The organism is Kineosporia rhizophila (assembly GCF_021277265.1).
Lineage (GTDB): Bacteria > Actinomycetota > Actinomycetes > Actinomycetales > Kineosporiaceae > Kineosporia > Kineosporia rhizophila.
The window spans coordinates 42,130-59,639 of sequence record NZ_JAJSOH010000020.1; the positions used below are offsets into that span (position 1 = coordinate 42,130).

16 protein-coding genes are annotated in these 17,510 nt (G+C 70.1%); 5 read left to right on the forward strand and 11 right to left on the reverse strand.

Annotation, left to right across the window (positions count from 1 at the left end):
• Nucleotide 1: 1 nt before the first annotated feature.
• Both LWF15_RS24665 and gap read left to right on the forward strand, forming a co-directional pair.
• Entirely contained in the window at nucleotides 2-943 is a 942-nt protein-coding gene (locus tag LWF15_RS24665) for a GlxA family transcriptional regulator (protein WP_232813298.1), read from the forward strand.
• A gap of 159 nt (nucleotides 944-1,102) precedes the next feature.
• Nucleotides 1,103-2,098, forward strand: coding sequence for a type I glyceraldehyde-3-phosphate dehydrogenase (gene gap / locus LWF15_RS24670; RefSeq protein WP_232813299.1), 996 nt, complete (start codon nucleotides 1,103-1,105; stop codon nucleotides 2,096-2,098).
• A gap of 64 nt (nucleotides 2,099-2,162) precedes the next feature.
• Here gap and LWF15_RS24675 read toward each other — a convergent pair whose 3' ends face one another.
• Together LWF15_RS24675 and LWF15_RS24680 are read right to left on the reverse strand one after the other, a co-directional pair.
• Entirely contained in the window at nucleotides 2,163-2,597 is a 435-nt protein-coding gene (locus LWF15_RS24675) for an SgcJ/EcaC family oxidoreductase (RefSeq protein WP_232813300.1), read from the reverse strand.
• Nucleotides 2,598-2,702: 105 nt separating this feature from the next.
• The gene (locus tag LWF15_RS24680) at nucleotides 2,703-3,608 is read right to left on the reverse strand and encodes a helix-turn-helix domain-containing protein (RefSeq protein ID WP_232813301.1); all 906 of its coding nucleotides are present in this window, start codon (nucleotides 3,606-3,608) and stop codon (nucleotides 2,703-2,705) included.
• A 54-nt stretch (nucleotides 3,609-3,662) separates the two neighbouring features.
• Here LWF15_RS24680 and LWF15_RS24685 point away from each other — a divergent pair, with 54 nt between their 5' ends.
• Nucleotides 3,663-4,478 (forward strand): aldo/keto reductase, encoded by an 816-nt coding sequence (locus tag LWF15_RS24685; protein WP_232813302.1) that lies wholly within the window; start codon nucleotides 3,663-3,665, stop codon nucleotides 4,476-4,478.
• Nucleotides 4,479-4,517: 39 nt separating this feature from the next.
• Here the strand turns inward: LWF15_RS24685 and LWF15_RS24690 are convergent, their stop codons facing one another.
• Nucleotides 4,518-6,647: an MMPL family transporter gene (locus LWF15_RS24690; RefSeq protein ID WP_232813303.1), complete on the reverse strand. Its 2,130-nt coding sequence runs from the start codon at nucleotides 6,645-6,647 to the stop codon at nucleotides 4,518-4,520.
• Nucleotides 6,648-6,715: 68 nt separating this feature from the next.
• Here LWF15_RS24690 and LWF15_RS24695 point away from each other — a divergent pair, with 68 nt between their 5' ends.
• The gene (locus LWF15_RS24695; RefSeq protein ID WP_232813304.1) at nucleotides 6,716-7,036 is read left to right on the forward strand and encodes a PadR family transcriptional regulator; all 321 of its coding nucleotides are present in this window, start codon (nucleotides 6,716-6,718) and stop codon (nucleotides 7,034-7,036) included.
• A gap of 53 nt (nucleotides 7,037-7,089) precedes the next feature.
• Nucleotides 7,090-7,746, forward strand: a complete 657-nt coding sequence (locus tag LWF15_RS24700; RefSeq protein WP_232813305.1) for a permease prefix domain 1-containing protein — start codon at nucleotides 7,090-7,092, stop codon at nucleotides 7,744-7,746.
• Between the two features lie 2 nt (nucleotides 7,747-7,748).
• On the opposite strand, the gene LWF15_RS24705 is transcribed toward LWF15_RS24700, so the two are convergent.
• The 8 genes from LWF15_RS24705 to LWF15_RS24740 all read right to left on the reverse strand — a co-directional run bounded on the left by LWF15_RS24705 (nucleotide 7,749) and on the right by LWF15_RS24740 (nucleotide 17,419).
• The gene (locus tag LWF15_RS24705) at nucleotides 7,749-8,627 is read right to left on the reverse strand and encodes an aldo/keto reductase (RefSeq protein WP_232813306.1); all 879 of its coding nucleotides are present in this window, start codon (nucleotides 8,625-8,627) and stop codon (nucleotides 7,749-7,751) included.
• 74 nt (nucleotides 8,628-8,701) lie between these two features.
• Nucleotides 8,702-9,907, reverse strand: coding sequence for a hypothetical protein (locus LWF15_RS24710; RefSeq protein WP_232813307.1), 1,206 nt, complete (start codon nucleotides 9,905-9,907; stop codon nucleotides 8,702-8,704).
• The gene (locus tag LWF15_RS24715; RefSeq protein ID WP_232813308.1) at nucleotides 9,904-11,508 is read right to left on the reverse strand and encodes a beta-N-acetylhexosaminidase; all 1,605 of its coding nucleotides are present in this window, start codon (nucleotides 11,506-11,508) and stop codon (nucleotides 9,904-9,906) included. The genes LWF15_RS24710 and LWF15_RS24715 overlap by 4 nt, the downstream gene beginning before the upstream one ends.
• Nucleotides 11,509-11,511: 3 nt before the next feature.
• Nucleotides 11,512-12,348, reverse strand: a complete 837-nt coding sequence (locus LWF15_RS24720) for a carbohydrate ABC transporter permease (RefSeq protein WP_232813309.1) — start codon at nucleotides 12,346-12,348, stop codon at nucleotides 11,512-11,514.
• On the reverse strand, nucleotides 12,345-13,316 hold the full coding sequence (locus tag LWF15_RS24725; protein ID WP_232813310.1) for a carbohydrate ABC transporter permease: 972 nt from the start codon (nucleotides 13,314-13,316) through the stop codon (nucleotides 12,345-12,347). The genes LWF15_RS24720 and LWF15_RS24725 overlap by 4 nt, the downstream gene beginning before the upstream one ends.
• On the reverse strand, nucleotides 13,316-14,650 hold the full coding sequence (locus LWF15_RS24730) for an extracellular solute-binding protein (RefSeq protein WP_232813311.1): 1,335 nt from the start codon (nucleotides 14,648-14,650) through the stop codon (nucleotides 13,316-13,318). Before LWF15_RS24730 ends, LWF15_RS24725 begins: the two co-directional genes overlap by 1 nt.
• A gap of 60 nt (nucleotides 14,651-14,710) precedes the next feature.
• A complete protein-coding gene (locus LWF15_RS24735) occupies nucleotides 14,711-15,889 on the reverse strand; it encodes an ROK family protein (RefSeq protein ID WP_232813312.1) in 1,179 nt (392 codons plus the stop codon).
• A 123-nt stretch (nucleotides 15,890-16,012) separates the two neighbouring features.
• A complete protein-coding gene (locus tag LWF15_RS24740) occupies nucleotides 16,013-17,419 on the reverse strand; it encodes a short-chain fatty acyl-CoA regulator family protein (RefSeq protein ID WP_232813313.1) in 1,407 nt (468 codons plus the stop codon).
• Nucleotides 17,420-17,510 lie beyond the last annotated feature (91 nt).

Below are 17,510 nucleotides of genomic sequence, written 5' to 3' on the forward strand. Positions count from 1 at the left end.
CATGGCCCTCCACCGCATCGCCGTGCTGGTGCTCGAGGGCGCCAAACCCCTCGATGTGGGCATACCCGCGCAGGTTTTCGCCAACCGCCCGACCATGCCCTACGAGGTGCGGGTGTGCGGTGCGGCTCCCGGGCTGGTGACCGGGGGTGACGGTCTGTCGTACCACGTGGCCGAGGGTCTGGAGGCGCTCGGCCACGCCGACACCGTCTTCATCCCCGGCTATCGTGATCCGGCGAACACCGAGCCACCGGCGTCCGTCGTGGGGGCCCTGCTGCAGGCCCGGGAGCGGGGCGCGCGCCTGGCTGCGATCTCCACCGGCGCCTTCGCCCTGGCCGCGACCGGGTTGCTCGACGGGCGGCGGGCCACCACGCACTGGCACTACACCCGGGCGCTGGCGCAGAAACACCCCCTGATCCGGGTGGACGAGAACGTGCTGTTCGTGGACGAGGGGCAGGTGCTCACCTCGGCCGGCGCCGCCTCGGGCATCGACCTGTGCCTGCACCTGGTGCGCACCGATCACGGCGTGGCGTTGTCGAACGAGGTGGCCCGGCGGGTGGTGGCGGCGCCGTTCCGCAGCGGCGGTCAGGCGCAGTACGTGCCCCGGGTGGTGCCCGAGGTGGTGGGTGAGTTGTTCGCCCCCACGCGCCAGTGGGCCCTGGAGAATCTCGGCGAACCAATAACTTTGGACGATCTGGCTCGCCATGCGGGGGTCTCGGTGCGTACGTTCTCGCGTCGGTTCGCGGAAAGCACCGGGCACACCCCCATGCGCTGGGTGCTGCGGGCCCGGATCGATGTGGCCCGCGAACTGCTGGAGCGCTCCGACCTGGGGGTCGAGGAGATCGCCGGACGGGTCGGGCTGGGTACGGGGGCCAACCTGCGGCTGCACTTCCAGCGGATTCTCGGCACCTCGCCCACCGAGTACCGGCACACGTTCTCGGCCTGAGCTCCTGAACCCTGAACCCCTGAGTCCTGATTCCGCTGGCCGGATCCTTGCGGTCAATGGCGATCTTGCTGGCCAGATGTTTGCGCATGCTGGCTTTCAGGCCACTGTTGGGATGCCGGCGCGGCGCTCAGGATGGAGGGCGAAACGAGAGGGGGAGCGATGACCCGCATCGCCGTCAACGGATTCGGCCGCATCGGCCGCAACACCCTGCGCGCCCTGCTCGAGCGGGACAGCAAGCTCGAGGTGGTCGCGGTGAACGACCTGTCCGCGCCGCAGACCAACGCGCACCTGCTGAAGTACGACAGCGCCCTGGGCCGGCTCGACCGCCCGGTCGCCCTGGAGGGCGATGAGCTGGTGGTCGGCGACCGCCGGATCCGGGTGCTGGCCGAGCGTGATCCCGCCGAACTGCCCTGGGCCGAGCTCGGTGTCGACATCGTGCTGGAGTCCACCGGGCGCTTCACCAAGGCCGAGGCGGCCCGCGCCCACCTCACCGCCGGTGCCCGGAAGGTGCTGGTGAGCGCGCCTTCCGACGGGGCCGACGTCACCCTGGCCTTCGGGGTGAACACCGAGGTGTACGACGCGGACCGGCACGTGATCGTCTCGAACGCCTCGTGCACCACCAACGCCCTCGCCCCGCTGGCCGCGGTGCTGGACGAACTGGCCGGGATCGAGCACGGTTTCATGACCACGGTGCACGCCTACACGCAGGAGCAGAACCTGCAGGACGGCCCGCACCGCGACCTGCGCCGGGCCCGGGCCGCCGGGGTCAACATCGTGCCCACCACCACGGGTGCGGCCAAGGCGATCGGGAAGGTGCTGCCCCGCCTGGACGGCCGGCTCTCGGGCGACTCGATCCGGGTGCCGGTGCCGGTGGGCTCGCTGGTCGAGCTGAACACGAGCGTGTCGCGCGAGGTCTCGCGGGAAGAGGTGCTGAACGCCTACCAGGCCGCGGCCAAGGGGCGGCTCGAGGGAATCCTCGAGTACGCCGACGAGCCGCTGGTCTCCAGCGACATCACCGGCCGCAGCGCCTCGGCGATCTTCGACTCGGCGCTGACCCGCGTCGACGGCAAGCACGTCAAGGTGGTGGCCTGGTACGACAACGAGTGGGGCTTCTCCCACCGGGTGGTCGACACGCTGGAACTGATGGCCGGGTAACCCTCGAGCTGTGGGGGCGGCGGGCAGGCTGTTGGCGCGGCGAGCCCGCCGCCCTCACGTACTCCTATTCGGAGACCAGGGCGTCCAGGTGTGCCGAGTGTTCGAACGAGAGGACCCGTCCGTTCTGCAGAGCCACCACCTGCCAGCGATTCTCGAGCCGGCGCAGCACGTACAGCTGCATGGTGATCCGGGTCGGCAGGGGCTCGGTCTCGCCCGCCATCAGCAGGCCGGCCCGGTGGTGCAGAAAAACCGTGCCGGGGGAGACCTCTTCGGCGAACAGCACCGTGCTGTCGACCAGGCGTGACCCCTTGAGCACGGTGTCGAACAGCGGCACCTGGCCCTGGATCAGGGCTTCGCGGCCCTGGACGATCGTTCCCTCGAACTCCACCAGACGGGCGTCGTCAGTGAAATCAGCGAAGAAGCCGGCCGCGTCCCCGCGATTCCAGGCCTCGCACATCCGGGCGGGAACGGCTGCGGCGGTCTCGACGGACTGGTCCAACGTAAGTACTCCGATGCTTGTGCGGTGAGATGTTGCTGCGCACAAACAGCTTCGGGGCGGGCGGCAGTGGTCGGCCATGGACATACGTGCAGTCCCGATTGCCGATCAGTGCATCGTCGGCGGGTTCTGCCGGTGCTCGGTGGGCGTGCAGCCGTAGGTAGCCCGGAAGAGCCGGCTGAAGTGCGCCCCGTCGGTGAAGCCCCAGCGCGCTGCCACGGCGGCCACACTCAGGTGCCGGCAGCCGGTCAGATCGGTGCGGCAGCGCTCGAGCCGGTTGTGCCGGATCAGGGCGGCCACGGTGAGCGGTTCGGGGCGGAAGAGCTGGTGCAGACGACGCACCGAGATGTGGTGCGCGGCCGCCACCGATCTCGGATCGAGGCCCGGGGCAGACAGATTCGCCTTGATGTAGGCACGGATCCGGCCGCGCAACGCCTCGTCCGGCGACAGCCGGGGCAGCCGGGACGACAGCAGGGCGCTGACGAGCTCGGTCAGGGCGGTACCCGAGCGGTTCGCCTCCTCCTCGGCGAACGTGCCGATCGACCGGACGGCAGTGCGCACCAGCGCGGTGAGCAACGCTCCGGAGCCCGCCGAGCCGTCGATCCGATGTCCCGAGAGCCGGCTCAGGTCCTCGCTGTCCAGACCCAGCAGATGCCGGGGCACGAGCAGGGTCAGGTACCGGGTGTCGGTGGTCACCACTTCGAGAGGGGCGGCGGGGTCGACCACCGCCAGGTCACCGGCGCCCAGCTCGGCCACGCGCCCGGCCTGCTGCAGACGTGTGCGGCCCCGCCGGGTGAGGTAGATCTGGCACAACCCTTGGTCGGCCTCGCGCACTCGCTCCTCGTCGCGGAAGCACTCACCGCCGGGGGTGGCCAGCTCGGCCAGTCGTACTGCCCCCAGCCGTCCGGTGACCACCCGGGCCCGGAAGTCCTCGGTGACGGCGTCCCGGGCCAGCATGGGCGGCAGGTCGGCCGCCGACAGGTGCTGCGTCCACTCCTCGACGTCGGTGATCACGCCCCAACGGTAACCGCGGTGGCGCCGGACGGTTCCGTACGTAGGGTGAGCTGCATGTCTGTCCTGAACGAGCACTTCACCCTGAGCAACGGTGTCCGGATCGACAAGATCGGTTTCGGCACCTGGCAGATCCCGGACGGCCAGGAGGCCTACGACGCGGTCAGCTACGCCCTGAAGAACGGCTACCGGCACATCGACACGGCCCGCGCCTACGGCAACGAGGAGAGCGTGGGCCGCGCGGTGCGCGACAGCGGCATCCCGCGTGACGAAATCTTCGTCACCACCAAGCTTCCGGCCGACATCAAGGACTACGACCGGGCCCGGGCCAGCTTCGAGGAGTCCAGTTCGCTGCTCGGCATCGGGCACGTCGACCTCTATCTGATCCACTGGCCCTCGCCGCAGCCCGGCCAGGACCACGCCGAGGGCAACCAGGCGGTGTGGCGGGCGATGGAGGAGTTCACCGAGGCCGGGCGGATCCGCTCGATCGGCGTCTCCAACTTCAGCATCGCCGACCTGGAGTCGCTGAACCGGACGGCCCGGATCCGCCCGATGGTCAACCAGATCCGCTGGCACGCCGGCTACACCCAGGACGAGCTCACCGCCTACTGCAAGGCCAACGACATCCTGGTGGAGGGCTACTCGCCGCTGGCCACCGGGAAGATCCTGAAGCACCCCGAGCTGGAGAAGATCGCCGCCAAGTACGACCGGTCGGTGGCCCAGGTGAGCCTGCGCTACCTGCTCGAGAAGGACATCCTGCCGCTGCCCAAGTCGGTCACGCCCGAGCGGATCAGCCAGAACACCGACCTCGACTTCACCCTCTCCGCCGAGGACGTCGCGTTCCTGGACGGGCTGGAGGACGACCGCTCCTGATGCGGTCGGGCCGGGTCTCCCCAGGTAGGGGAGCCCGGCCTACTCCACCCGTAGGCCGGGCAGGGTGCGCTGTAGCCGACGCGGAGCCCACCAGGCCCGATCGCCGAGCAGGCGCATCACGGCGGGCACGATCAGGCAGCGGATCACCAGGGCGTCGAGCAGGACCGCGGTGGCCATGCCCAGGCCCATCATCTGCAGCATCCGGCTGGGGCTGAGCACGAACGCGCCGAACACCACGATCATGATGGCGGCCGCGGCGGTGATCACGCTGCCGGTGCCGGCCAGGCCCTCGCGCACCGCGGTGGTGGCGTCGCCGGTGCGGGTCCACTCCTCGTGCATCCGCGAGACCAGGAACACCTCGTAGTCCATCGACAGCCCGAACACGATGGCGAAGATCATCACCGGCACGAACGCCTCGATCGGCCCGGGCTCGGCCCACAGCCGGCCGTGCTGGAAGACCAGGACCATCACCCCCAGCGCGGCGCCGATCGACAGCAGGTTCAGCACCGCGGCCTTGACCGCGATCGCCACCGACCGGAACACCATCAGCAGCAGCAGGGCCGAGAGCCCGACGACCGAACCGACGAACAACGGGAATCGTTCGCCCACGGCGGTGGAGAAGTCGACCGTGGCCGCGGTGGGACCGCCGACCAGGACGCCCTCGGGCAGGTCGGCCCGCAACTGCCCGACCAGGTCGGCCGTGCGCCCGTCCTGCGGGGAGCCCGCCGGGAAGGCGAGACTGGTCATGAGAAAACCGTTTTCGGACGCCTGTGGCGGCGTGGCCTCGGCCACTGCGGGATGCGAACTGAGGACGTCGAACGCGGCTTGCGCGCTCGCCTCGTCGCCGTCGGGGGTCACCACCACCAACGGGCCGTTCGCACCCGGCCCGAAGGCCCGGGTGACCAGCTCGTACGCCTCCCGGGTGGTGCTGCCGGCCGGGTCGTTGCCCTCGTCGGCGAAGCCCAGGCGCAGGTCCAGGGCGGGGGCGCTGAGGGCCAGCAGGGCGATCACGGCCACCAGCAGGGCCGGCACCGGGCGGCGCTGCACCAGGCCCGCCCAAGCGCGCCAGCGCCGGCCGGGCTCCCGGCCACGGCGCCGGGCACGCTCGGCGTGCTTGTGCACGCTGCGCTCGATGCGGCGGCCGAAGATGTGCAGCAGCGCGGGCAACAGGGTCAGGGAGGCCAGCATGGTCATCAGCACGGTGAGGGTCACCCCGAGCGCGACCCCCTCGAGCGCGCCCAGACCCAGCGTGTACAGACCGAGCAGGGCGATCACCACGGTGGCGCCGGCGAACAGCACCGATCGGCCGGCGGTGTCCAGGGCGGTGCGGGTGGCCGTCTCGCGATCGGCGCCGTGCAGCAGTTCGGAACGGTAGCGGGCGAAGACCAGCAGCGCGTAGTCGATCCCGACGCCGAGGCCGACCAGCATCAGCACCGGTGGGGTGTAGTCGGGAATGGTCGTCACATGGGAGAGCAGGGCCACCGCGGCGAACGTGGTGCCGACCGCGAAGAGCGCGGTGATCAGCGGCAGGGCGGCGGCCAGCAGGGAGCCGAACAGGAACACCAGGATGATCAGGGCGGCCAGGACGCCGGCGCCCTCTCCGCCGCCGCCCTCCTGCTCCTGGATCTCGCGCACGGCCTCGCCAGAGGCCTCGACCCGCAGGTCGTCGCTGCCGTGCTCGAGTGCGGTGTCGAGGATCTCGCGCTTGTCGTCGAACGGGATCAGCCCGGCCGCGTCGTCCAGCAGCACGGTGGCCAGGGCCACGGTGCCGTCGTCGGAGACCGTGCCGGCCCGCGGGTCGGGCGGCTGGACGGCGGCCACGTGCGGCAATTCGCGCAGGTCGGCCAGTAGCGGGTCGATCAGGGACGTCTGGGTGGCGATCCCGTCCTCGGCCTGGAGAACCACGGTGATGCTGTCGCCGCGCTGCTGCGGGCTGTGCTCGGCGTAGGCGTCGAGCAGTTCCTGGGACTCGGTGCCGGGCAACGAGAAGTCGTTGTTGTAGTCGGTGCCGGCCGCTGCGGAGCCGACGGTGACCGACGCCAGGATCAGCGCCCACAACCCGATGGCCCACCAGTGGTGGCGCTGCGACCAGCCGGCCAGCCGGGTCAGGCGGGTGGTGCGGGGTTGCTGCGGGCGGGGTGGTGCCTCGCTCGGTTCGGTGGCGGTCATGCCGGGCCCCCATACGTAGACTGTCTACACGTAGTGCCAATGTAGAGGCGCTTATGTAGCCTGTCTACATGAAGGCTGACGCGGTCCGGGGACATCTCGACGCGCTGATCCTGGCCGCGCTCGAGCACCGGCCCCTGCACGGTTACGCGATCATCGAGGCGCTGGCCGCCCGCAGCGGCGGTGAACTCGACCTGCCCACCGGCACCGTCTACCCGGCGCTGCGCCGGCTCGAGGCAGCCGGCTACCTGGAAAGTGTCTGGTCGGAGGAGTCGGGCCGAAAGCGCCGTACCTACACGCTTTCCCGGGCCGGGCACAAGCGCCTGGAGGGCGCCCGGCAGGAGTGGACGCTGTTCTCCCGGGTGGTCGGTCAGGCCCTGGGGCCGGCATGAGTTCAGGGAGATCCCGGATGACATCCGTCCCGGCGCTCAGGCACCCTCGAGACGTGAGTTACCTGGGGGAACTCGAGGCCGCCCTGACCGGTCCGCGCCGGCTGAAGCGCGACCTGCTGCAGGAGGCGGCCGACCACCTGGAAGACGCCACCGAGGCCCTGATCGAGGCCGGGCACAGCCCGGCCTCGGCCCGGCGCCGGGCCGAGGCCGACTTCGGCCCGATCGCCGAGGTGGCCGACGCCTACGCCGAGACCCTGGCCGTGGCCTCCTCCCGGCGCACCGCCGGCCTGCTGCTCTTCGTCCTGTCGTTCCAGCCGTTCCTCTGGGACAGCGGCGTCAACCTGGGCCGGATGTTCGACAAGGCGGTCCCCGACACCTGGTGGTACGCGATGCTCGACGTCGGCATCGAGGTCGGGGGCGGGATCTCGCTGTCCGGCGCCGCGCTGGCCCTGGTGGTCACCGGCGTGGGCAACCGCTGGTTCCCGGTCGGGCGCCGCGAGGCCCGCCTCACCGCCCTGTTCACCGTGCTGGCCAGCCTGTTCGTGCCGCTCACGGCCTGGTCGATGATGGCCGGCAGCCACACCCCGCCGGTGCTGTGGGCACTGTCGCTGGTGCTGATGGTCCTGCCGCTGGCCGCCGTCGCGGCCAGCGCCCTGCACACTCTCGCGGTCGCCGGCACCCCGGCACCCGCCTCGAGCCCGGCCTCCTGAGGTCAGTCCTCGGGGATCACCCGGTCGAACATCTGCGGCCGCGGCACGCTCGGGTCGGGACCGTTGCGCACGCCCCGGTCCAGAGCATCGATGGAGGCCAGCTCCTCGGCGCTGAGCTCGAAGTCGAACACGGCGAAGTTCTCGGCGATCCGCGTGGGGTTCACCGACTTGGGGATGGCCGAGCGGCCCTGCTGCAGGTGCCAGCGCAGCATCACCTGGGCGGGGGTACGGCCGTGCCGCTCACCGATCTCGACCAGCGTCTTGTCCTGCATCACGTTCACCCGCTCCTCACCCCAGCCGGGGTAGAAGGTGATCCCGCCGATCGGCGACCAGGCCTGGGTCAGGATGCCCAGCCGGGCGTGCAGTTGCTGCAGTTCGGGCTGCACGAAGTAGGGGTGCAGTTCGACCTGGTTCACCGCAGGCACCACGTCGGTGGCGGCGAGCAGGTCGTCCAGGTGCAGGGGCTCGAAGTTGCTCACCCCGATCGCCCGCACCTTCTCCTCGGCCAGCAGCTTCTCCAGGGCGCGGTAGGCGTCCAGGGTCTTGTCGAACCGGTCGGTGGCGGGCTGGTGCAGGATCAGCAGGTCGATCCGGTCGAGGCCGAGCTTGCCGGTGGCCTTGTCGAAGGCGTGCAGGGTGGAGTCGAAGCCGTAGTCGCTGACCCAGATCTTGGTCTCCACGAAGACCTCCGAGCGCTCCACGCCGGAAGCCCGCAGGCCCTCGCCGACCTGACGTTCGTTCCCGTAGGCGGCGGCCGTGTCGATGTGCCGGTAGCCGGTCTCCAGGGCGACCCGGACGGCCTCGGCAGTCTCTTCGGGAGAGCTCTGGTACACGCCCAGGCCGATCTCGGGCAGGGTCACACCGTTGTTCAGAGTGAGCATGCGTTCACGCTAGACCCGGTGCGGCCTGCCCGAGAGGCTGAGCTGTTACCCCTCTGAGAGGGAATAACCGCCGGTCAGAGCCGGAAGGGGTTCCAGCCGTGGGCGGCCATCAGGTACCAGGCGGTGGCTCCGGTGTGCAGGCTGGCGTAGTAGAGGTCGCCGAAACCGGTGTCCAGACCGTCGGAGGAGGCCGCCGGGACGCCCCGGCCGTCTCCGTGCTCGGTGGTCTCCTGCGCCGTGCGGATGTTGTCCAGCAGCTGCTGCGCCTCGCCCCGGCGGCCGCGCAGCTTCTGCACCAGCGCGGTCTGGCCGGTGCCCTCCAGCCACACCTTGCTGACATCGGTGCTGCTGTAGCTGACTCCCTCGACCCCGGCGTCCCTGGCTCTCAGGTTCTTCAGGGCCCAGTCGACCGACCGCTCGTACCGGCGCTCCAGCGTGGCCAGGTAGGCCCAGGTCTGGGTGTCCAGCGGGATCGGGTTGCGGTTGGTGGTGACGCCGTCCGGGTCGGTCCCGGTCCACACGTGCCCGCCCGCCCGGTCCTGCATGGCCCGCACGAAGCCGAACGCCAGCTCGGCCCGGGAGCGCCAGAGCGGCCGGCCGGTGAGCCGGGCCAGCATGGTGAAGAAGGCCCCGACGTCGATGTTGTGCTCGGTGGCCTTGAACGTGTTCGCCACGTCCTCGCCGTTGCGGCCACCGGTGTAGCCGTAGGGCGCCCGCTCGGTGTCCAGCGTCTTGTCCTGGATCCAGTCGGCCTCCAGCAGAGCGCCTTCCAGGAAGCGGCGTCGGCCGGTGCGGGCGTACAACTGGGCGAAGGCCATCCCGACCCAGGCCTGGTTGCCGGTGAACGCGGCCGGGGAGCCGATGTCCAGCGAACCGTTCAGCACCGCGAACGAGTCCGGCTGGTAGGAGGCGCGGGTGCGCCCGTCACCGATCGGGTCGTGCTCCTGGGCGTAGAGCAGGGTGTCGCCCAGGATCACGGCGCGGCGCAGGTCGTCGGCCCGGCCGCCGGCCAGCCAGGCCAGGATCACCAGGGCGTCGTCGTAGGCGAACGAGGACACGAAGTCCCACGTCGGGGTCTGGAAGAAGCCACCGGTGTAGCTGCGCGGCACGCGCAGCGCGGACCCTGACCCGAACTCGTCGAACTTGGCGGCGAGAAACGCGTGGGCCTTGCCCACCGACGTCTTCAAACCGGTGTCGGCCGAGGCGGTGGCCGGGTACAGCAGGCTGAGTCCGAGCGTGGCCCCGCCGAGAATGGCCGTTCGGCGCGAGGTCTGACTCACGTGATGTTCTCCACCAGAGACGCGATGTGGGCGGCGCGTTCCTCGCGGCTGGAGGGCCGGCCGGGCACCCCCGGACGCTTCTGCCACGGCTTGGGGCCGTCGGCCGGCCGGTACTCCACGCCCAGCGCGTCCAATCGGGTGAGGTGGTGCTCCAGACGGCGGCTGAAGTCGTCGAAGTCGCGCTCGGCCGGGCCCCACAGGGCTTCGGCAACCGCGCACAGGCGGGGGTAGGCGAAGAAGTCCACGGTGCGAGGGCTGTCCATGTGCTCGGTCCAGATGTTCGCCTGCCCGCCGAGCACGTGCCGGGCCTCTTCGGGGCTCAGTTGCGGGGGCACCGGCTCGAAGGCGTAGACATCCTGCAGGGTCAGGGGAATGGCGACCGGGATCGGCTCGTCCGGCGAATCGGACTGCCGGTAGTCGAGATACACCACGTCGTCGGGGCAGGAGACCACGTCGTGCCCGCGCCTGGCCGCCGACACCGCTCCGGCCATACCGCGCCAGGAGGCCACCGTGGCGCCCGGCGCCAGTTCACCCTCGAGGATCTCGTCCCAGCCGAAGAGCCGGCGGCCCTTGGCCGTGAGGTGGTCGTCCAGTCGCCGGATGAACCACGTCTGCAGGTCGGCCTCGCGGGTGATACCCAGTTCCTTCATCCGCTCCTGGGTGCGCGGGTCGCTCTCCCACTGCTCGCGCGGGCACTCGTCACCACCGACCCCGATGTACCTCGACGGGAAGAGGTCCACCACCTCGTCGAACACGTTCAGGAAGAACTGGACGGTCGACTCCTCCAGGTTCAGCACGTTGGCATCGATGCCCCAGCGGGTCCACACGTCCAAAGGCTTCTTGTGGACGCCCAGCTCGGGGTAGGCGGCCAGGGCCGCCTGAACGTGCCCAGGAGTTTCGATCTCCGGGACGACGGTGACGAACCGCTCGGCCGCGTACGCGACGATCTCGCGCACGTCGTCCTGGGTGTAGAAACCGCCGTGCGGGCGCCCGTCCTCGGGTGCGTCCGGACCGGCGCCGACCTGGCTCGAAGGTCGCCAGGCGCCCACCTCGGTGAGCTTCGGGTAGCGCTTGATCTCGATCCGCCAGCCCTGGTCCTCGGTCAGGTGCCAGTGCAGGGTGTTCAGGCGGTGCACCGCCATCAGGTCGATGAACCGCAGCACGTCGTGCTTGGGCAGGAAGTGCCGTGCCACGTCGAGCATCACACCCCGCCAGCCGAAACGCGGCGCATCGGTGAGCGTTACCGCCTTGATCGCCCAGCGCTGGCCCGCGACCAGGCCCTTGCGGTACACCGCCGGTGGCAGCAGCTGCAGGAACGACTGGCAGCCGTAGAAGACCCCGGCCGGTGCCCCGCCGCTGATCACCGCCCCCTGCTCGGTGACCTCCAGCCGGTAGGCCTCCTCGCCCAGGTCCGGGTCGAGCCGCAGAACCACGGTGCCTGAGGACGATTCGCGCAACGCGAGTCCGGTGGCCGGGCGCAGGGCCTGCTGGAACCAGGCCAGCACGCCCCCCAGTTCCTCGGGGGCACTCAGCGTGGTGGCCCGGTCGAGGACGAGTTCACCCTCGGCGTCGACGGTTTCGAGCGGGCGGGGGATCAGCATGGTTCAGCCCTTCACAGCGCCGGCGGACATCCCGGCCACGAGGTTGCGCTGGATGATGAGGAAGAAGATGACGACGGGCAGCGAGAACAGCACCGATGCGGCCATCTGGCCGCCGTAGTCGGTGCCGATCAGCGGGTTGATGAACGAGGCCAGCCAGACCGGAAGGGTGTACTGGGCCTCGTCCTGCATGAAGGTGTAGGCGACCAGGTAGTCGTTCCAGGCCGCGATGAACGCGAAGATGCTGGTCGCGATCACCCCGGGGGCGACCAGCGGGAACAGAACACTGAACAGGATCCGCCAGGTGCCGGCCCCGTCGCAGCGGGCGGCCTCCTCGATCTCCACCGGGATGGCCACGAAGAAACCGCGCATCACCCAGATCGAGAACGGCAGCGAGGTGGCCAGGTAGGCCAGGATCAGGCCCCAGTAGGTGCCGAGCAGACCGGCCTCGTTGAACAGCACGAACATCGGGATCAGCAGGGCGGTCACCGGGAGCATCTGGATGGCCAGGATGACCACCAGGATCGCCCGGCGCCCGGCGAAACGGAACCGGGACAGCGCCGCCGCGGCGAAGATGCCCACGGCGATCGACAGGACCACCGTGGCCGCCACCACGATCACGCTGTTGCGCAGGTTGATCAGGAAGTTCTCCTGCGTCAGGGCGGTGACGAAGTTGTCCAGCGTGGGGTGCGCGGGCAGGAACTGCGGGGTGGTGGTGGTCAGGTCGCGCGGGGGCTTGAACGAGCTGTTGATCATCCAGTAGACCGGGAAGATCCAGACCAGGCAGAAGATCGCGGCGAGAACGTTGGGGATCCGCCCACGCTTACGGGCCGGACGGTTCACAGGTCTTCTCCCGACTTGAGCAGGCTTCGGATGTACAGCGCGGTGAGGCCGAGCAGGATGGCCGTGGTGATCACCGAGATCGCCGCGCCCTCACCGACCTGGAAGCCGACGAACGCGGTCTTGTAGGTGAACACGCCCAGGGTGGAGGTGGAGTCACCCGGTCCGCCGGCCGAGAACAGCCAGATCTGGTTGAAGACGTTGTAGTCCCAGATCACCGACAGGATGGTGACCAGCAGCAGGGTGGGCCGCAGGAACTGCAGGGTGATCATCCGGTAGACGGTGAACTCGCTCGCCCCGTCCAGCCGGGCCGCCTCCTGGTACTCCGGGGGCACCTGCTGCTCGGCCGCGTTCAGGGTCAGCGCGATGAACGGCACGGCCTGCCAGACCACCAGCATCCAGATCGCCAGGTAGGCCAGGGTCGGGTCGTCGGCCCAGTTCAGGTCGGTGGTGTCGCCGAAGATCCGCAACTGCGCCAGGATCCAGTTGACCACGCCGTAACCGGGCTGGAAGAGCCAGTTCCAGACCAGGGTGGAGGCCACGTTCGGCATCGCCCAGGCGGTGATCAGGACCACCGTGGTGGTGTAGCGCCAGAACAGGTTCACCCGGGTGAGCAGGTGCGAGACGCCCATCCCGATCAGCATGCTGCCGATCACCAGGGCGGCGGTGAACAGGACGGTGCGCAGCAGGGACTTCCAGAAGTCGCTGCTGGAGAGCAGGTTCGTGTAGTTCTCGAGGCCGGCGTAGGTGAACTCGCCGGTGAACAGCGTCCTCTGGTTGTAGTCGGTGAAGGACGTGTAGACCAGGTAGACGATCGGGGCGATGGTGACCAGCACGATCACCAGGCCCGCCGGGGTCAGCAACCACAGCGGGGTGAAGTCGGGGCGGCGCCCCCGCGCACGGGGCGCGGGGGCGTCGGCGGTACGGGGACTGCTGGGGTTGCTCGGCGGTGCCGGGGTCTTGACGCTCATCACAGGGTGTCGGCGATGTGGGCGTCGAGTTCCTTGGCGGCCTCCTCGGGCGTCTTGGACCCGGAGGCGATGGACGAGAACATCTCGTTGATGCTCTTGTCACCCTCGATGGTGGCCCACTGCGCCGCGGCCGGGGTGGCCTTGGAGTTCAGGGCCGCGTCGTAGAAGCCCTTGAGCTGCTCGGACAGGGTGGGCTGGGCGGCCTCGATGGCCTCGGTGCTGTTGGGGATCCAGCCGTCGTTGCCGTACACGTACTTGTCCTGGAACTCCGGGCTCACCGCGATCTTGGTCCAGACCAGGGCCAGGTCCACCGCGTCGCTCTTGGCCGCGATACCCCAGTCCGAGCCACCGAGCATGGCCGGCTGGGTCTCACCGGAGATGCCCGGGATCGGGAACGTGCCCAGGTCCTCCTCCTTGATCTCCGGGTTCAGTTCCATCACCTTGGCCAGGCTGCCGGTGGTGGTGATGATGGCCGAGGTCTTGCCGTCGGCGAACACCTGGTTCCAGTCCGGCTTGTCGGTGTCCAGACCCTGCGAGGCCTTGGTGGAGTAGGTGTTCTGGAAGGTCTTGAAGTCGTTCAGGCCCTTGATCGCCTCGGGGGAGGACAGGCCGCCCTTCCAGGAGTCACCCTCCTGGGTGGCCAGCTCCGCACCCGCGTCCCACACCCACTGCATGCCGGCGGCCCACTGCTGGCCCGGCAGGTACAGGGGGGAGAAGTCCGCGGCCTTGTTCGCCGCCTTGATCTTGTCCAGCGACTGGGTCAGCTCGTCGTAGGTGGTCGGGGCCTTGGTCACGCCGGCCTCGGCCCAGATCTTCTTGTTGTACATGACCGCGCGGGCTCCGGCGAAACCGGGCACGGCGTAGAGCTTGCCCTCCACCGTGGCGGGCTCCTCCAGGCCGGCCAGCCAGGTCCGGCCCTGGGCCAGGTCGGCCTTGTAGTCGGTGACGTCGACCAGGCCACCGTTGGCCGCGAAGCTGGCCACCTGGGTGTTGCCCAGGTCCAGCACGTCCGGGGTGTTGTCGGTGGACAGCGCCGTGCTGATCTTGGTGGTGATCCCGTCCCACTCCTGGATCTGCACGTCCACCTGGGCGCCGGTCTGCTTGGTGAACTCCGCGTTGATCGCGTCGATGGTGGCCTCGGTGTAGTCACCGTTCATCGTCCAGACGGTGAGGGTCTTGCCCTCGCCCTTGGCCGCGGCGACCGTCTTGGGGCCGCTCCCGGAGCCGGACCCGGAGTCCGTGTCGGAGTCGGAACTGCTGCTCGCGCAGGCGGACAGGGCCAGGGCGGCGGTGAGGCCGAAGGCGGCCGTGGTGGTGAAACGGCGGGGACTCATGGCGGGACTCCTTGTGCGGGGGATTCGGGCGGGAGACGGGCAGGTGGATCGGGAGCGGTCTTACGGTGTTGTCTCGGCCTCCACGGCGGTGGCCACGGCGCCGAGCAGGGCGGCGCGGGAGCCGAGTTCGGCGGGCAGGACGACGATGCGTTCTGCGGTCAGGGGTTTGGTGTAGCGCTCGACCGCGTCGCGGATGGAGTCGGCCAGGTGGGTTCCCCCTCCGGCCAGCTCACCGCCCACGAGCACGGCCTGCGGGGCGAGCACGTTGCACAGCGCGGCCACGGTGCGGCCGATCGCCGCCCCGGCATCGGTGACCGCGCGGATCGCCGCGCGGTCACCGGCCTGAACCAGTTCGGCCAGGTCGGCGGGAGTGCGCACCTCGGGCCGGACCACCCGCAGGGCGGCCAGCACGGTCTCCAGCGAGGCCTGGGTCTCCAGGCAGCCGCGGTTGCCGCACAGGCACAGGTCACCGAACTCGGCGACCTCCATGTGCCCGAGCTCGCCCGCGCCGCCGTGGTAGCCGCGGTACAGCCGGCCGCCCAGGACCAGCCCGGCGCCGATGCCCCAGGAGGCCTTCACGTAGGCGATGTCGTCCAGGCCCACCGCCGCCCCGAAGCTGCGCTCACCCAGGGCGCAGAGGTCGGCGTCGTTCTCCACGTGAGTCTCCAGGCCGGTGGCGGCCGCCAGCACCGGGCCGGGAGCCAGCTGCTGCCAGGCCGGAACCCGGGCCGAGACGACGTGCCCGGTGCTGGTCTCGACCACCCCGGGCACGGCCACGACCAGCCGCGAGATCCGTTCCCGGGCGGCCTGCCCGGCCTGTTCGGCCAGTTCGTCGACCAGCGCGGCGATCCGGGTGAGGGAGTCGGCGCGGTCCACGTCGATCCGCCGGTCGCACTCCAGCACGACGGCCCCGGACAGGTCGCAGACCGCGGCGTGCACCACCTCGCGGGTCAGGTTCAGGGCGATCACCAGGCCCCGGCCACCGACCAGGCGCACCAGGCGGGCGGGCCGTCCGGTGCGGCCGGTCCGGCTGTGGTCGTCGACCCCGCCCTCGCTGACCACACCCTCGTCGGCCAGTTCGGCGACCAGGCTGGAGACCGTGGTGGCGGACAGCTCGGTGAGGCGGGCCAGGTCGGCGCGGCTGACCTCCCCGTGCTCGCGCAGCAGATCCAGCAGCCGGCGGCGGTTCGTGGAGCGCAGCGCCTTCAGCCCTCGGGTACCGGGGGACAACAGCGACATGAGCGGAAACGATCACAGTTAGACCATTCCCCGTCAATATTCCTGGCGTACAGAAGCGGTAAACGGTTTGTTTCTCCAAAGTCCGTAGAAACAACGGCTCTCGGGCCGGACCGGGTCGGGCAGTTACTGACGACCCCGGCCGAACGTCGTCTCCGGGGCCACCGGGTAGGGCGCGAGCCGGCCGCTGCTCTCCTCGATCGCCAGGCGCTTGCCCACCTGGGGCACCGCCCGTTGGGCGCAGTCGTCGCGCGCGCAGGTGCGGCACCCCGGCCCGATCGGCACGGCCGCCACCCGGTCGGACAGGTCCAGGCCGGCCGAGTAGACCAGGCGCCCGGCGTGCCGCAGTTCGCAGCCCAGGCCGATCACGAAGGTCTTGCCGGTCGCGCCGTAGCGGTGCGGGCGGTGGATCACCGTGCGGGCGATCCAGAAGTAGTGCCGCCCGTCCGGCATCACCGCGATCTGGCGCAGCACCTGGCCGGGGGCGGCGAAGGCCTCGTAGATGCTCCACAGCGGGCAGGTGCCGCCGGTCCGGGTGAAGTGGAAACCGCTGGCCGACTGGTGTTTCGACATGTTCCCGGCGCGGTCCACCCGGATGAACGAGAACGGCACGCCGCGGGCACGGGGACGCTGCAGGGTGGACAACCGGTGGCACACCGTCTCGAAGCCGACGCCGTAGTGCCGGGCCAGTCGTTCCACGTCGTAGCGGAAACGCTCACTGGTGGCGAGGAAGTCGCCGTAGGGCAGGAGCAGGGCGGCGGCGAAGTAGCTGGACAGGCCGATCCGGGTCAGGGCCCGCACCTCGGGGTTGGCGATCTCGGCGGTCAGGGCCGAGAGCTCCTGCTCGTGCTCGGTGAAGGCGAGGTGCCCGGCCAGCCGGAACGCCTGCTGGCCGGCGTCCAGCCGTTCCGACAGGTGCAGCACGTTCGGCCCTGTGTCGAACCGGTGCAGGTGCGCGTCGGTCTCGGGCAGCGTGCCGATCCGGATGCCGTGGTGGGCCAGTCGCCGGGTCAGCGGTTCCAGCGCCCGGGCCGAGGGCAGGCCGATCAGCCCGGCCAGTTTCTCCGCGGCCTGGTCGAGCACGGCGAAGTGATTCTTGTGGCGGTAGAAGAAGGTTCGCACCTCCTCGTGCGGCATCGGTGTGGCAGTGGGCAGTTCGCGGTCGCCTGACAACGATGCCAGCTGTTCGGTGGCCTGCCGGTAGCGGTGGTGCAGCAGGGTGATCGCACGGGCGCTGTCCGGGAAATGCCGGGCCAGCTCGCCCACCTCGCCGGTCGGGGCGCCCAGGTCGGCGAACGCGTCCCGCAGTTCGGCGGTCAGCCGGGTGGTGTCGTCGCCGGCGAAGAACCCGGCGTCCACCCCGAACACCTCGGTCAGCCGCAGCAGGACCGGCACGGTGAGCGGGCGCTGGTTGTGCAGCAGCTGGTTCAGGTAGCTGGGGGAGATCTCCAGCAGACGGGCCACATCGACCTGACTGAGCCGGCGATCGGCGATCAGCTGACGCAGGCGCGGCCCGGCGAACGTCTTCTCCATCGGCGAACGATACCCACCCCGAAAATCCGCAACTTCGCAGACGGCGGCGAAAAGTTGGCCGGACTTGGCCGATTGGGGCCCTCGCGGGCCG